Annotated in this window: 12 protein-coding genes; 3 read left to right on the forward strand and 9 right to left on the reverse strand. The window is 67.7% G+C overall.

The features are described 5' to 3' along the window. Nucleotides 1-70: 70 nt before the first annotated feature. From K9L28_09345 to K9L28_09380, 8 genes are all read right to left on the reverse strand, one after another. Complete coding sequence (locus K9L28_09345; protein ID MCF7936534.1) at nucleotides 71-1090, reverse strand: DNA/RNA non-specific endonuclease; 1020 nt, start codon at nucleotides 1088-1090, stop codon at nucleotides 71-73. Nucleotides 1091-1326: 236 nt separating this feature from the next. Continuing rightward, a complete protein-coding gene (locus K9L28_09350; protein MCF7936535.1) occupies nucleotides 1327-2478 on the reverse strand; it encodes a glycine reductase in 1152 nt (383 codons plus the stop codon). 12 nt (nucleotides 2479-2490) lie between these two features. Then, nucleotides 2491-4032: a DUF5940 domain-containing protein gene (locus K9L28_09355; GenBank protein ID MCF7936536.1), complete on the reverse strand. Its 1542-nt coding sequence runs from the start codon at nucleotides 4030-4032 to the stop codon at nucleotides 2491-2493. Between the two features lie 107 nt (nucleotides 4033-4139). Beyond that, nucleotides 4140-5678: a hypothetical protein gene (locus tag K9L28_09360; protein ID MCF7936537.1), complete on the reverse strand. Its 1539-nt coding sequence runs from the start codon at nucleotides 5676-5678 to the stop codon at nucleotides 4140-4142. 77 nt (nucleotides 5679-5755) lie between these two features. After that, nucleotides 5756-6103 carry a GrdX family protein gene (locus K9L28_09365; GenBank protein MCF7936538.1) on the reverse strand — a complete coding sequence of 116 codons (348 nt, stop codon included), beginning with the start codon at nucleotides 6101-6103 and terminating at the stop codon, nucleotides 5756-5758. A 110-nt stretch (nucleotides 6104-6213) separates the two neighbouring features. Then, on the reverse strand, nucleotides 6214-6690 hold the full coding sequence (locus K9L28_09370; protein MCF7936539.1) for a glycine/sarcosine/betaine reductase complex selenoprotein A: 477 nt from the start codon (nucleotides 6688-6690) through the stop codon (nucleotides 6214-6216). Nucleotides 6691-6782: 92 nt separating this feature from the next. Continuing rightward, nucleotides 6783-8093, reverse strand: coding sequence for a glycine reductase complex selenoprotein B (gene grdB, locus K9L28_09375; GenBank protein MCF7936540.1), 1311 nt, complete (start codon nucleotides 8091-8093; stop codon nucleotides 6783-6785). 25 nt (nucleotides 8094-8118) lie between these two features. Then, a complete protein-coding gene (locus K9L28_09380) occupies nucleotides 8119-9405 on the reverse strand; it encodes a glycine/sarcosine/betaine reductase component B subunit (protein MCF7936541.1) in 1287 nt (428 codons plus the stop codon). 210 nt (nucleotides 9406-9615) lie between these two features. Here K9L28_09380 and K9L28_09385 point away from each other — a divergent pair, with 210 nt between their 5' ends. After that, a complete protein-coding gene (locus K9L28_09385) occupies nucleotides 9616-10851 on the forward strand; it encodes a helix-turn-helix domain-containing protein (GenBank protein ID MCF7936542.1) in 1236 nt (411 codons plus the stop codon). A 6-nt stretch (nucleotides 10852-10857) separates the two neighbouring features. Here K9L28_09385 and K9L28_09390 read toward each other — a convergent pair whose 3' ends face one another. Next, nucleotides 10858-11697: an EFR1 family ferrodoxin gene (locus tag K9L28_09390; protein MCF7936543.1), complete on the reverse strand. Its 840-nt coding sequence runs from the start codon at nucleotides 11695-11697 to the stop codon at nucleotides 10858-10860. Between the two features lie 99 nt (nucleotides 11698-11796). On the opposite strand from K9L28_09390, the gene K9L28_09395 reads away from it, so the two are divergent. Both K9L28_09395 and K9L28_09400 read left to right on the forward strand, forming a co-directional pair. After that, a complete protein-coding gene (locus K9L28_09395; GenBank protein ID MCF7936544.1) occupies nucleotides 11797-13632 on the forward strand; it encodes an ABC-ATPase domain-containing protein in 1836 nt (611 codons plus the stop codon). A 118-nt stretch (nucleotides 13633-13750) separates the two neighbouring features. Next, entirely contained in the window at nucleotides 13751-14245 is a 495-nt protein-coding gene (locus K9L28_09400) for a hypothetical protein (protein MCF7936545.1), read from the forward strand. The last annotated feature ends 150 nt before the right edge of the window (nucleotides 14246-14395 follow it).

Raw genomic sequence — 14395 nt, forward strand, 5'->3', positions numbered from 1 at the left:
CATCTATGAATTGATTATAGCGTACCTCGCTGATGTTGCAATCCGTCGATCCCGGGAAAACCAGGATTCTTCAATCTGCGGTGCTCCATGGATGGCAACATCTGTCTATATTCGCTGATGTTTTGGCCAACAGTTGGCAGCCCTTGCGGTGGTACTTGGTCCCGCTCTCGGTGACATACACGGTGATCCCCTTCCGGTCGCGGGGAGCGGACCGCTCCAGCTGCTCGCCGGGGAAGGCGTGGAGCAGCAGGAAGAGATCCTCGTCGGCGGCCGGGTTCCACCAGACCGGCGCCGGTTCGCCGGCGGCGATGTAGGCCTTCAGGCTCCCCGGCGCGCGGGCCTCGAAGGCCTCCTGGATCCCCTCTTCCAGCTCCGCGAGCAGATCCACGCCGGCCCGGCGTTCCACCTCGTCGATGGGCACCGCGTGGTCGCCGTAGACCGCGTCGCGGGGGGTCTGCTGGTCCATGATCCAGGCCCAGCCCCGCAGTGTGGCGGGGTCGCCGGGGCGCTCCTCCACCAGGGCCGCCTTGTAGTAGCCCGAAGGCAGCCGGTGGGGTTCGTCGGCCCCGGGAAGCGGCGGCATGGGGCGTTCGTAGAGGGTGCCCGTCACCACGTAGACACGGTAGCCGTTGCGGGCCAGGTTGCGGATCTCCTCCTCCAGCAGCCGCCAGGGCCCCTGGTTGAGCGCCGACTTCTGGGGGGTGATGTTACTGAGGTAGTTGGTCTGCTCCCAGTGGGGCGTGCCCTTCACGCCGGCCAGGGGGACCATGTGCCCCCGGTCGGTGTGGAGCGCCGCGTGGGCGCCTCTGTAGTCCTCGGGCTCCAGTGTCGCCGTCTCGGGGAGGGCGGGGTCGGCCTTCCAGTAGCGATGGGTATCGGTGTCACCGTAGATGGTCCGCGGCGAGACCACATAGGCCGCCCAGTCGGCGAACCTGGTTTCGGGATCGGCGCAGAGGATGTAGATCTCCCGCTCCACCAGGGTGCCGCCGGCGCCCTGGGGCGCGCCGTAGAGGGTGGGCTCCCCGGCCGAGGCGGGGAGCGCCGCGATGAACAGCAGCAACAGAAGCGATATCACTCTGATTGGTCTCATGGGACCTCCTCACACAGGACAGTACCGGCCCGGCCGAACGGGAGAGGTCGCTCCCGGCTCCGCCGGGAAGGAACCCTATTTTTGGAGGGAACCGTTCCTTACAAGGATAGCACCGGACCGGCGGCCGGGGAAGACGGGGCGCGCTTCCGGGATAGCCGTGGGCACACAGAGGATGGAGACAGCCGAAGCCGCCTCCATCCTTGCGGGTTGCGGTTCCCTTCGGGCATGCGTTGCGGCTAGAGGTAGCCCGCCTCCTTCAGGGCTTCGGCGGCCTTGTCCACGTTGCGGCTGTTGACCTTCACCACCGGGCCGGTGCAGCCCATTGCCGACTCGGCGTAGATGGAGGCCTTCCAGAGGGCCCGGACGGCGTCCTCGATGGCCAGCACGTCCACACCGTGGAGCTCCTCGTCGGTGGGCTCTCTGGGCGGGGCCGTCACTTCCTCCCCGGCGGCCGCCTGCCTGGGCTGGGCCCTGGCCAGCTCCTCGTCGAGGCCCGCCTTCCGCGCGGCGGCCAGCTCGCCCTTGACCAGCCCGGGCAGGTTGCCCCGCACCGCCTGGGCGGTGAAGGCCACCGCGCCGGCGATCACCGGTGCGCCGCTGGCCCGGGAGATGATGGAGATCACCTTGTCCCAGCCTTCGCCGGCGGAGGGGCCGTATCCCCAGCCCAGGGCCTCGTAGCTGCCGCCGGTGGAATATGCGGAGAACATCTTGATCAGCACGTTGCCGGTGAGGGTGTCGGTGACGCAGACATCCACCGCTCCGGCCAGGATGTCGTTGCCCCGCAGCACGGCGCCGCCGTCCCTGCGGACGCTGCTGCCGAAGGTCATGGGATAGCCGGCCTCCACGAGCTTCTGCAGCGACCGGTAGACCGTCTGGGCGCCCTCCACGTTGAGGATCCCCACCGTGGGCTCGGGGATCCCCGAGGCCCTGGCAACGGCCACACCGTAGAGGGCGTTGCGGATCATGGCCTCCACCCGGTGGACAGCGCTGCTGCCGGTGGTGGAGGCGAGGATCATGGGCTTGCCCTTCGCCGGCGTGACCACCCGGCCGATGGTGGCCACCCCCATGGGGAAGGGATAGTGGAGAGCCACCGCTCCCTGCACGGTACCGTCTTCCAGGGCTCGCTCCATCCCCTGGGCGATGTCGGCCTCGCAGTCCGGGGTCTCAACCCAGGCCAGGTCGTCAAAGCTCTCCACCCGGGGGCCGATCATCACAACCTCCAGACCGGGGTTGTCCTGCATGGCCCGGCGGCCGCCCCGGGCCATCTCCTCCGGCCCGTGTTCGCTGCCCGAAGAGAGCAGGCCGATGCGCACCCGCGGCCCGCCGTGCCGCGCCGCCTCGACGATCTCCCCCAGGGCTTCGGCGATCAGTTCCTTCTTCGCGCTCATGGAGCGTCCCCCCTAGGATTCCTTCTGCCGGAGGTTGGCAGCGAGCTCCTCCAGCGATTCCAGCAGCAGCTCCCTGACTTCCTCCTTGGTGACGCCGCCAGCTCCCGACCCGGCGGACGGGCCTTCGATCATGAAGGAGGCGCCGTCGGAGAGATTGGTCAGCCGGGCGAGGAAGAGGCTGCCCTTGCCGATGATCATGGCCCGCTGCATCCGGCCGTCGGCGATCATCTCCGCCGCGGGCCCAACGAAGGGCACGCCCGAGGGGATGTGCCCCTGGGTGTGGGCGAAGCCGGGCACGCCGCGCTCCTTGACAAAGGTGGGGATCTCCTTTTTCTCCAGCTGCTTTTTCATCACCGACAGCGCGCCGATCATCTTGGCGTTGGCCGTGGGCACGTCGCCGGCCCCGGCGGGCAGGGTGATCTCCGCGATCTGGAGTTCCGCGGCGTAGCGGTCCACATCGGTGAACGAAAGCCCCGCCTCCTGCAGCGGCTCCCAGACCAGAGCGCCCATGACGGCCTGCGGGGAGGCGCCGGCGTTGACGGTGTGCTTGCCGATGGCGTCCAGACGCATCTCCGGCGACGTCCCGTCGGGGGGCGTCAGGAGGACGGCGAGGTTGCCCAGGCAGTCCTCCAGGGGAGGCAGGCCCTTCTTCACGTGGTCGCGGCTGTTCATGTAGAGCTTGGGGATCGCCCCGCCGGCCAGGACCACACAGTTTTTCCGCGCCCCGGCGGCCACCTGGGAGGCCCCGGCGATCATGGCGTTCACCGGACCGGCGCAGAAGCCCCGGACATCGCAGCCGCTGGCGTTGCCGCAGCCGGCGATCTCGGCGATGGCCTTGGCGAAGTTACCGCCCCCCCGCTGGTTCATGTCGCCGGCGGCCTCCTCGGAGCACTCCACGATGAAGTCCACCTCGTCGGGGGTGATCCCCGCGTTCCTGACGACGTGCAGCAGGGCCAGCACCCCGCCCGCCTTGGCGGCGAGGTTCTCCAGCAGGACGTGGGCGTCCAGCGAGGGGTCCGTCTCGTGGCCCTTGCGGCAGCAGCCCACCACCTGGCCGCCGCAGTAGAGGAGCTCGCCGCCGTGCTGTTCCACCTCTTTGGTGATCTCTCCGCGTTCGCGGCCCGCTTCCAGACGGCCCACCATGGCGTCGGTGACCAGCTCGTGGGCCTCCAGCCTGGCCCGCACGTCGGCGGCGAAGGCCTTCTCCAGCCAGACCAGGTCGAAGACGTCACAGATATCGAGCAGGCCGAGGAACTCGTCCTCCGGCATGATCTCGCCGTACCTGCCGTAGCGCGGCGCGTCGTCGATCCGGTTTTCATGCCAGGGCGTAGCCCGCCTCTCCAGCTCCTCCAGGTCCATCGCCCCGATGTAGGCCTGGTTCGGCGCATAGCCGCGGGCCTGCTCGTAACTCTGGAGCTGTCCGGCGAGGTTGGCGAGATAGTCCGTCTCGCCCCTGGCCCTGCGCTCCATATAGGGGGTGTTGCCGTAGTGCAGCCCCAGCTCGGGGGTGTGGTTCAGACAGTAGGAATAGCCGCTGATGGCAACCCGGGACATCGGATCCGCTCCCTTCGATTCTCTTCCTGAGGAATATCTCCGTCTCCTAGAATACCAGGAAACCGGTTCGGACAACTTGTATACCTGCAGAACCTTTCGCCTGCGCGCTACCGGCAGCCGCAGAGCTCGTCGCCGACGCTCTGCACGGGGAGCTCCTCCCAGGTGCCGTCGGGCCGGTAGAGCTCGGCGTGGCCGTCGGCGGTCTCCTTGCCGATCAGGACCCGGAAGGGAATCGCCAGCCGTTCCGCCTGGCTGAACTTCACCTCGCCGTCGAGCCCCCTGTCGTCAAGCAGCACCTGCAGCCCGGCGCGGCGGAGCCGCTCAATGAGCTGCAGCGCCCGTTCCCAGGTGGGGCCGGCGCCGCTTTCGGCGGGGACCACGCAGACATCGAAGGGGGCGAAGCCTTCGGGCAGCGGCCGCTCCCGCAGCCGGTCGCCCAGGGAGGCGGCGAGCTGTCCCAGATCGATCTCCCCGGCCCAGCGGTAGGCGTACTCGGTGACGCCATCCCGCCCCTTTTTGCGGACCATATCCTTGCCGGTCAGCGGCTCGGTCTGCAGCTGAAGCGTCGCCAGAGGACGCAGCGAGGCCTCTTCGAGGGTATCGCCGCAGGCGGGGCAGGGAAGACCGGGTTCCAGCAGGGCCAGGTCGGTCACGGTCTGGGCCCGGAAATCCCGGCCCCAGCAGGCGCCGGTGCTGTGGCAGTCCGGTCTGTTGGCGCCCACCACCACGTTGCGGGCCCCCTCCACACCGCTGTCGGCCACGATGGTGACCGATTCGGACAGCCCCACGGGGCCGAGGTATCCGGCCACGTCGCCGATGGCCTCGCGCAGCTCGGCGGGTTTGGCCCGCCGCACCGAAGCGCCGCCGAAGTGGCGGCGGAGCTTGGCCATGCTGAGATTCCGGTGGCCCCTGATCAGCGCGGCCACCACCCTTGCGCGGTCACCCTCGCCGACGGTGTAGAACATGGTCTTCAGCGTCCGGTGCGGTTCCACCTGCAGCTGCCTGCAGAGCTCCCGGATGGTGTTGGCCCCGGGGGTATGCACCTCCTGCAGCGGTTCCCCGGCCTCCTCGTCGGCGGGGTGGAAGCGCTGTTCGATCAGGCTGTCCGGCTGGGCGCTCCAGCCGCAGCGGGGACAGGCCAGACCGTCGGCGCCCTTCCGGGCCTTGCCGTCGGCGGGGGTCAGCAGGCGGCGCCGCACCCCTTCGGCTGTGGCCTCCCTTCCGGCGGTGGCGGTGATGCCCGCACCCGCAACGGTCTCCCGCAGCAGTTCACCGATACGCTCCATGCGCTCCTCCGCCGCCGCAGGGTCCTGTTCGTAGCCTTCCAGGAGGATGCCCTGCTCCGTTTCCATCGAGAAGGCCCGGGCGATCTCCGTAAAGTCCTTGATATAGCGTTCGGCGATGCTCCTGGTGCCGCCGGTGCCGTCGGCCATCTGCACGGGCTGGACGGCCTCCCCGGCGAGGGCGCATTCGATGCGCTCCCGCAGGGTACGGCGCAGAAAGAGCCCCAGCGGCAGGAGCACCAGCTCGTCGCTTTTTGCGTTGTACGCTGCATAGCCGGAGGCGATCAGCCGCCCCAGGCCGTTGTCTTTCATCTTCCCCGGCGCTTTGCCGCCGGCTGGTATGAGTACGGTGGACATCTTCATTTGTTTACCCCCAGAAGCTCGGTATCGAAGAGGGGAGATCCCCCACAGGGCTGGCGTTTCGACGCATGGAAGGGCCCTCAGAAAAAGCTTTTCAGGAATTCGCGGTCCATTCTGGCGAACTCGCCCGGAGCGTCCTCGGGGAGAACCTTGTGCGGCAGCTTCTCCTGGGCTGCCATGGCCTTGCGGAGCGCCTCCAGCCCCCGGCGGTCCAGACCGGACCTCCCGGCGGCCTCCAGCACTACCGAGCGGTAGGGAGACTCCATGAGCCGCCGGTTGGGCGGCAGCGGGCTGCCGGCGAGCCGCCACCGGCCGCTGCGGACCTCCTTCCAGGCGTGCTCCAGCACCGCCGTCACGTCGCCCTCCACAACCTGAGCCCTCTCCCCGAGCTCCTGAATGACAATCGGATTGTTGGTGACCACAAGCACGGCGCATCCTCCTCACCGCATAGGCTTTCTCCTCTATAGAAAGCTCCGACAGAACGAGGATACGCCCTGTCGGAGCCAACTGCTCGCGCTTTGCGAGAACCTGGAGTGCGCTAGAGGGTGGCGGTGCTGTTCTCCTCGCGCATTCCCTTGACGGCCTGGTTGATCGCGTCGCTGTCCAGAACCATCTCCATCATGGATACCTGTTCCTCCCAGGCGGACTGGTCCGCTTCGGAACGGATCTCCTCTTCGAGCATGTGGTAGACAGGGAGTCCCAACTGGACTCCGGCCAGTGGACCTGCAAAGGTGGGGTCGCCGGCGGAAACGGTCTCGGCGTAGATCTCCGCGCCTTCGGCGTCGGACGAGCCGAGCACGACAACGGTGTTCTCCGCACCGTACTTCTCCGCGGCATCCTTCACCCGCTGCTGGTTCTGCAGATCCATGGCACCTGCGGCGGTTCAGACGAAGCACTCCGTCGCCGAAAAGACGATCTCGGCGCCTGTATCCTTGAGACAGGCCTCCATGGCGGGACCGGGGATCCCGTCACGCTCTCCGAGAAGGAGCAGCTTCTTGCCCTCGAGTTTGCCCATGTGCACACCTCCCTTCCAAAGATCTCTTTTCGCGTCGTCATGCTGCCCTGTGGAGCATGTCCGGATTATAGCATGCCCCCGCAGAGCAGATGCTACTCGCTGAAAACAGTCTGCTCGTCCACCTCGGTGGTCATGGCCGTGAAGGCCCGTTCCAGAAGCTCCCTGCGGGCGGCGAGGTCGGTCTCCTCGCCGGCGTCGGGATCCCCCGTCGGATGGGGGATGGCCACACCGGGAACGATCCGGTTGGCTCCCACGGTGAGCATGATCGGGACGATCGTGGCGATCTGCACCACCGGCCTGCCCAGCACCCCTTCAATCTCGCGTACCATCGATGCGCCGCATCGAGTGCAGGTTCCTCAGGTGGAGGTGAGGATGACGGCGTCAACCCCTTCGGCCTTGAGCTTCTCGCCGATCTCCCGGCCGAACCGCTCGGCGTTGGCCACCGAGGTGCCTGTGCCCGTGGTGGTGTAGAAGGTGTTGTGGAGCTCGCCGATCCGGCCCTGCTTCTCGAAATCCCGCAGCACGTCCACCGGCAGCACCACGTTGGGGTTCTTGTTGGCGTAGACCCGGTCGTAGCCGCCGTGGATGGATTCGTAGGCCTCGGGGCTCAGGGAATCGACGCCGCCGATGTCGTATTCGCCGTACTTCTCCGCCGAGGAGACCCGGATGTGGTCGGGGTTGCCCATGGGCACGATCCCGCCGGAGCAGACCAGGGCGATCCTGGCCTTGCCGAGGTCCTGCACGGCCGGCGCCGGATCCACCCGGTTGAAGACCGGCATCCCGTACTCGGTGGTGAAGGGCTCGCCCTTGATCTTCCTGAGCAGCATGTCCACGGCCCGGTGGGCGCCGTTGGTCTCGTGGAAGAAGTTCTTCCGCATGCCTCTGGAGATGTAGCCCTCCTCGTCGGCGGGGCCGAGCTCCTCGGAGCGCATCAGCTTGCCGACCAGGGTCGCCATGGCGGGCAGGGCCTTGCGCATGCCCCGGGCGCTGTCCGAGACCTTGACGATAAAGGTCTTCGCGGCGTAGAGCTCCACACCGGGGTTCTCCTCGTACATGCCGGTCAGGGTGGGGATGCCCAGTTCCTCGGCCACGGCGGCGCTGATGTCGCCGCAGGCGAAGCCGTAGCGGCCTGCGTTGAAGGCCGGTCCGGCCACGAACAGGTCGGGCTCGTTGGCCTTGATCATCTCCAGGCACCTGGCCCGGGCCTCGTCGGTGTGCTCGCCGTAGAAGCTGTCGCCGCAGATGACGGTGGCCTCCACCTTGGCGTCGCCGCCGAGGAGCTTCTCCATCTGCTGGGCCGGCCCCACGGCGCCGTCGCGGATCTCCGGCGGGGTGTGGGCCTGCTCCTCGCCGCCCATTCCCGCAAAGAACTGATTGATATAGTAGACAATGGTATATGCCATCGTTGTTCCTCCTTCCTTCCGGGCCCTAGACCCAGCGGGCGCCGATCCGGCTGAAGCCGAGCTCGTTGGTGGAGCCGATCACGGCCTGCAGCTCCGTGTAGATGGAGCCGTCCTCGCGCAGGCTCTCCTCGGCGCCGCCGGAGAGATTCCGGATGGCCTCGGGGAAACCGATGACCTTCTCCATGGCGGGGAGCTCCACCATCTCGTTGACGTTGCCGGCGGAGACGAAGGCGTCGATCTCCGGGGTGGCGTCGGCCAGGCCCTGGCTGGCGCCGTCGGTGCCGGCCGCCTCGTCGGAGACGATCACCGTCTTCATCCCCAGCTCCTCGCACTTCTTGGCGTTCAGGCAGAGATCCGTATCGGGGTTGCCGTAGCCCTCCTCGGTGATCACCACGCCGTCGGCGCCGAGGTTCCTGGCCAGCGACGCGTTGAAGGAGGTGGCCCGGTCCTTGCCGGCCATCCTGGTGTCCTCGGTGGTGGGGATCACGCCGAGGAAGTTGACCTCCCTGCCGTGCCGTTCGTAGAGGTCGGTCACCACGGGGTCGTTGACGTGGTGGTAGGTGGTGTTCTTGTCACAGGCGGAGACACAGTTGCCGGAGACCATGGCCCCGTCGAGGATCTCGTTGGGGTGCACCAGCGTAGGCAGGGAGTGCTTCATGTCCACGCCGTAGAGGTAGGTGTCGTGCAGCAGCCCCTGGGTGATGGACATGCAGACATGGACGATCTTGGGCAGCTCGGGATACCTGGCGCTCTCCTCGGCGATGGTGCCCTTCTCGTAGACCTTCACCTCATCGGCCGCCGTCTCCCTGCACTGCTCTGCCAGGTAGACGCCGAGCTTCAGCCCGGCCACGCGGAGGGCCTCCTCGTACTGGTGCGGGTCCAGCCCCTCCCGGGGAGTGGCCAGCATCACCAGGTTGTTGGTCTCCGAGAAGGGGTTGTACCGGGCGCCGGGGCCCGACATGTCGATCAGTCCCTCCTGGATCCCCACAATGGGCCCGCAGGTGATCACGTTGGCGCCCTGGAGCACCACGGTCTTGCCGTTACCGACGGTCTCCTCGGGCGCGCAGAAACCAGGGAAGTACCCCTCGCCGCCTTCCAGCTTGCAGCGCGGCTCGATGGCGTCCTTCACCGGGATGATCCGGACGCTCTCGCCCGGCCTGGCCAGATCGAGATCGATCTCCACAAAGCGCTCGTCGTCGGAGACCATGGAGACGGCCTCCTCCCTGTCCACATAGAGAACACCCTGATCGACGCGCGTTGCCTCGCCCCACTGGATGTCCTTCACATGGACCCTGTGCTGCTCCAGTCGCATGTCTTCGTCCCCCTTCACCAATAAACCGAAAGCCTTCAACCAGTCCGCCTGGAGCGGACCCCTTGTGTGCTACGGCAAGTATAGAGAGAATGTGCCTCCGGGAGCATTGTTCAAACGCACAGATAGCACTGGCGCCAGCCGCTGATTTTTTGGCGTCTGCCCTATATGCGCTATACTCGGTGGGGGAAATCCGACAGAGGGGGGAGAGGCATGCTCGACAAGTTCGCCCAGCAGATCGCCGACAGCACCGAGGAGGTCATCGGCTACCACGTGCTGCTCACCGACCGCGACGGCGTCGTGGTGGGCAGCAGCGAACGGGAACGGGTGGGAGGCAGCCATCAGCCATCGCTGCAGGTCATCGCCAGGCAGGAGGAGCTCTACACCGACCCCGAGACCGCCCGGGATATGGAGGGCGTCAAACCGGGCGTGACCCTGCCCATCCGGCTGGCCGGCGCGGTGGTGGGGTCCATCGCTCTGGCCGGCACCTACGGGGAGGTGGCCCAGTACGGCCATCTGGTGCAGCGCCACGCCGAGATCTATCTGCGGGAGCGGGTGCTGGCCGAGTCGGCCGCCTTCCGGGAGCGGGCCCTGGCCGAGATGCTCCAGGAGATCGCCTCCTTCAACCCCGCCGAGCGGGATGTCTCGCTGCTGGTCACCCGGGGGCACGAACTGGGCTTCGACCTCACCCGCCCCCGGATCGCACTGGTGGTGGCGGTGGACAACATCGGCGACCTGGCGCCGGGCTCCTTCAGACTGGGCGCCCCTGCGGAGAACGAGGTGCAGCAGCAGGCACTGCGGCGGGAGCTGCAGCAGCGCATCCGCAGCGTCTTCCCCAACCGCCAGGATCTGCTCTGCGCGGGCGGCGAAGGGGAGTTCGCCCTCCTCCATCTGCTGCCCCGCCGCTTCCGGGTGGAACGCTTTCTGGAGGATCTGATGGAACGCTGCCGGGGATTGCACACACAGCTCACCGGCCGGAGCTGTGTCGCCTACATCGGCATCGGCACCATCGCCTACCGGCCGGAGGAGCTCCGGCGGAGCTACCACAGCGCCTGGAAGGCCCTCAGCCTGGGCAGGCGGGAGCGACAGCATCCCGGCGTCTACAACATCGACAGCTTCCTCTTCGAGGATCTGATCTCCACCGTCAACCGGGAGACCTGCCGCCACTTCATCGACCAGGTACTCATCCCGCTGCGCAGGCAGAACGACTGGGACGACCTGGCCCAGACCTTCCTGGCCTGGTGCGACGCCCCCTGCAGGCCCGGCGAGGTGGCCGCGGCCCTCAACATCCACCGCAACACCCTGGCCTACCGGCTGGACAAGATCCAGCGCATCAGCGGTATCGACCCCCGGAGCTTCCGCCAGGCCACGCTGCTCTACCTGGCCATCCGGCTGCACCGCCTGACCGGCGGGGAGCCGGGGGCGGCGGAACCCCGCAACGACCGATGAACCGGTCTACTCCTCGTGCTGTTCCTCGCCCAGGACCTCCCGGAAGAGACCGTCCCGGAAGCCCGGCGTGTAGCGCCCCTTGCCGCGGCTGCGTTCGCCGAAGAGGATGGCGTTCACCGGACAGACGGTGATGCAGCGCATGCAGCGCAGGCAGTCGTTGCCCCGGACAAAGCGAGCCTTGCCTTCCTCCATCACCAGATTGTCGTCGGGACAGTCCATGACACAGCGTTTGCAGCCGATACAGCGGTCGCGCTCCACCTTGAAGCCCCGGTAGAGCCGGCCCTCCATCACATGCTTGGCGAAGGCCCCGACCAGCCTGGGAACCAGGCGGATCGATCCGGGATCGCCGAAGGGCGCTTCCGCAAAGCGGCCGAGCGCCCCGTCCACCTGGGCGGCAAAGCCATCCAGCTTCCGGGGCAGTTCCGGATCCACGGCAACCATCCGCCTGTAGACCGGGTGTTCCCTGTGGAAAAAGGTCCGGGCGCCGTTGGAGGGACAGGCAAAGCTGGTCCGCGCCACCGTAAGGATGTTGCGCTCCTCCAGCCGCCGGGCCATACGGGTGAGGGCGTTGCCCGTCGCCCAGGCGTGGGTGGAGAATACAAAGGCCAGCACGGGGCGGGCCTGCTCGGGCAGACGCTCCAGAAAATCCTCGAGAATGCGGGGATAGTGCAGCCCGTAGGAGGGGAAGCCCACCCCCAGGGCGACACCCTCCAGCGAGGGGATCTCCAGTCCTTCTATGGACAGCGCCTCCGCCTCGTGCCCCCGCGCATGCAGACAGCGTGCGATCTCCCGGGCGACACGGGCCGTATTGCCGGTGCCCGAAAAGTAGGCGACAAGAATCTTCATCGAAACCACCATACCTTCTATGGAGAGACTTCCTCAATTGTATACGATTGGGCTCGCAAGGGCAGCCCACAGTTGCATGATACACCCTGACAAGGCATCATGGGGCCATGGATTCGCTCCACACACAGACGGAACAAAGGAGTGGTTATCGTGACAGCAGCAGGAAAGGCAGGCGGAGCGAAGCCGCGGGAAACGCTGCTCCAGACGCTGCGGCGGATCGACGGCCGCGGCTATAAGGCCTACAAGGACATCCAGGGCGCCTACGACCTCGGCGGGGTGTTGCTTTTCATCGACCATGTGCAGGGCGACCCCTTCGCGGCGCCGTCGCACCTGCGCCTCCGGATGCCCCGGGAGCTCGCCGGCATCCCGGAGCACCTGGACACCAACCGGGTGCGCACCGTGGCCGCCGAGGACTATCTGGCCCGGCAGGTCTACCGATGGATCGGCCGTGTGGCCACCTCACGGGGCGGCAGCGGCAAGAGCGGCAACGTCTCCATCGACGCCGGCAGGCAGGAGGTCATCGAGCGGACGGCGGTCCGGCTCACCCCCCACTGGGTGGAAGCCAGGATCCAGGTGGGCCTGCCCGCCGACGGACGAAAGGTGCGGGGCCACCACGCCGCGGAGATCCTCACCGAACAGCTCCCCGAGATCGCCCGGCAGAGCCTGGCATGGGCCAACCTCCCCCGTGAGGAGGCCGAGCGCTTCGTGGACTGCCTGGAAAACCGGGAGGCCATCCGCACCCAGCTGGACGAGCTGGGCTGCGTGGCCTTTGTCCCCGACGGAGCCGTGCTGCCCAGGGAGAGCGGCGCTTCGGAGCGCCCCATGAGCCGGGAGAAGGCCGTGCCTTTCCGGTCGCCGCCGTCGTTCCGGCGGGAGCTCGCCCTTCCCCACCCGGCCGGCGAGCCCTACGGTCCGGACAGGACCATCACCGGCATGGCCGTCCCCGAAGGGGTCACCCTCATCGTCGGCGGCGGCTTCCACGGCAAGTCCACCCTGCTGGAGGCCCTCTCCCACGGCATCTATCCCCACATCCCCGGCGACGGCCGGGAGTACGCGGTCACCCGGAACGACGGCGTCAAGATCCGCGCCGAGGACGGGCGGAGCGTCGCCGGCGTGGACATCTCGCCCTTTATCAACCACCTGCCGGGGAGACAGGACACGGGGGACTTCTCCACCGAGGACGCCAGCGGCAGCACCAGCCAGGCCGCCTCCATCGTCGAGGCCATGGAGGCCGGATCGAAACTGCTGCTCATCGACGAGGACACCTCGGCCACCAACTTCATGATCCGCGACGCCCGGATGCAGCGGCTGGTCCACAGCGACGAGGAGCCCATCACCCCCTTTGTGGACCGGGTGCGGGAGCTCTCCGAACAGTTCGGCGTCTCCACGGTGCTGGTCATGGGCGGCTGCGGCGACTACTTCGACACCGCCGACCAGGTGATCATGATGAAAGAGTACCTGCCGGAGGACAAGACCGCCGCATCGAAGGAGATCGCCGCGGCCCGGCCCAGCGAGCGCATGCGCGACGCCGCCCGGCCGCTGGAGGCCATCACCCGGCGGATCCCCCTCCCCCGGTCGGTCACCAAAGGGCTGGTGCCCAAGGGCAGGAAACCCGCCAAGATCAAGACCAAGGGTCTCGACGAGATCCTCTTCGGCCGGGAGGTCATCAACCTCCGGCTGGTGGAGCAGCTGGCCGATCCCAACCAGGCCGCCGCCGTGGCCCAGGCGCTCTCCCTGCTGGCCGACCGGATCCTGGACGGAACCAGGACCACCCAGGAAGCCCTGGAGGCCTTCGAAACGCTGCTGGACAGCGAGGGCGTGGACACCCTGGGCAAGCGGCAGGGCGAACACCCCGGCAACTACGTCCGCCCCCGGGGGCTGGAGGTCGCCGCGGCCCTCAACCGTCTGCGGACACTGCAGGTGACGCAGCGGTAAGGGCGCCTCGACCGGCCCCTGCGCCACCCTTCCCCATCCGCCGCAAATGGGATAGACTCGACACAGAGAGCGCTGCAACGGCCAAGACAGGAGCCGGGCACGCCATGGAGGAAACGCGATGGACAGACGCATCCTGACTGCAGTGCTGTTGCTGCTGCTGGCGCTGGCGGCGGGCCTGCTCTACCGGGCGCTGCGGCCAGAACCCACGACAACACCTCCGGAACGGGAGCAGCCCGCCGCCCCGGTGCCGGCGACACCGGAGCCCTCCGAAGAGCGCCTGGAGAGCTACCGGCCGCCGGCGGTGACCGGCACGCCCCGGGCCTCCCAGGACGAGGAATCGCTGGAGGCCCGGCTGGCCCGGATCGAGCGCGAGATCAACGGTTCCCCGGGCCAGGGGCAGGAGGGGGGATTCACCCTCAGCGACTGCCCCGGGGAGCTGCGCTACGTCATCGAACATGCGGGGGAACTCAAGGAGAAGCTGGACAGCGAGACCCTGAAGGCCGTCAACCGGGCCCTGGACCGCCTCCCCGGCGAGGTAAGCGCCGAGGAGGCCACGCTCCGCCCCTCGGACGGCGGGGCGAAGCTGACCATCCGGATCCCCGTGGACAACTGAAAAGCCGGCGGGTTGCCCCGCCGGCTCGTTGCGTCCGCTATCCTGCTGTCGCTGTGGGAATCAGGAACGTTTGGGCTTCTGGCCGCCCTTGTTGCGCGGACCTTCGCCCCTGGACGCTCCCTGGTGGAGCAGCCCCGAGCGGGAGAGGGC

Source organism: Synergistales bacterium (genome assembly GCA_021736445.1).
In the GTDB taxonomy this organism is placed as follows: domain Bacteria; phylum Synergistota; class Synergistia; order Synergistales; family Aminiphilaceae; genus JAIPGA01.

Bases quoted from the DNA above. Each gene is read 5' to 3' on its own strand.
- K9L28_09385 (MCF7936542.1), top strand. From the start codon at position 9,616: ATGCTCGACAAGTTCGCCCAGCAGATCGCCGACAGCACCGAGGAGGTC.
- K9L28_09380 (MCF7936541.1), bottom strand. From the start codon at position 9,405: ATGCGACTGGAGCAGCACAGGGTCCATGTGAAGGACATCCAGTGGGGC.
- K9L28_09390 (MCF7936543.1), bottom strand. From the start codon at position 11,697: ATGAAGATTCTTGTCGCCTACTTTTCGGGCACCGGCAATACGGCCCGT.
- K9L28_09400 (MCF7936545.1), top strand. From the start codon at position 13,751: ATGGACAGACGCATCCTGACTGCAGTGCTGTTGCTGCTGCTGGCGCTG.
- K9L28_09395 (MCF7936544.1), top strand. From the start codon at position 11,797: ATGGGGCCATGGATTCGCTCCACACACAGACGGAACAAAGGAGTGGTT.
- K9L28_09350 (MCF7936535.1), bottom strand. From the start codon at position 2,478: ATGAGCGCGAAGAAGGAACTGATCGCCGAAGCCCTGGGGGAGATCGTC.
- K9L28_09345 (MCF7936534.1), bottom strand. From the start codon at position 1,090: ATGAGACCAATCAGAGTGATATCGCTTCTGTTGCTGCTGTTCATCGCG.
- K9L28_09355 (MCF7936536.1), bottom strand. From the start codon at position 4,032: ATGTCCCGGGTTGCCATCAGCGGCTATTCCTACTGTCTGAACCACACC.
- K9L28_09360 (MCF7936537.1), bottom strand. From the start codon at position 5,678: ATGAAGATGTCCACCGTACTCATACCAGCCGGCGGCAAAGCGCCGGGG.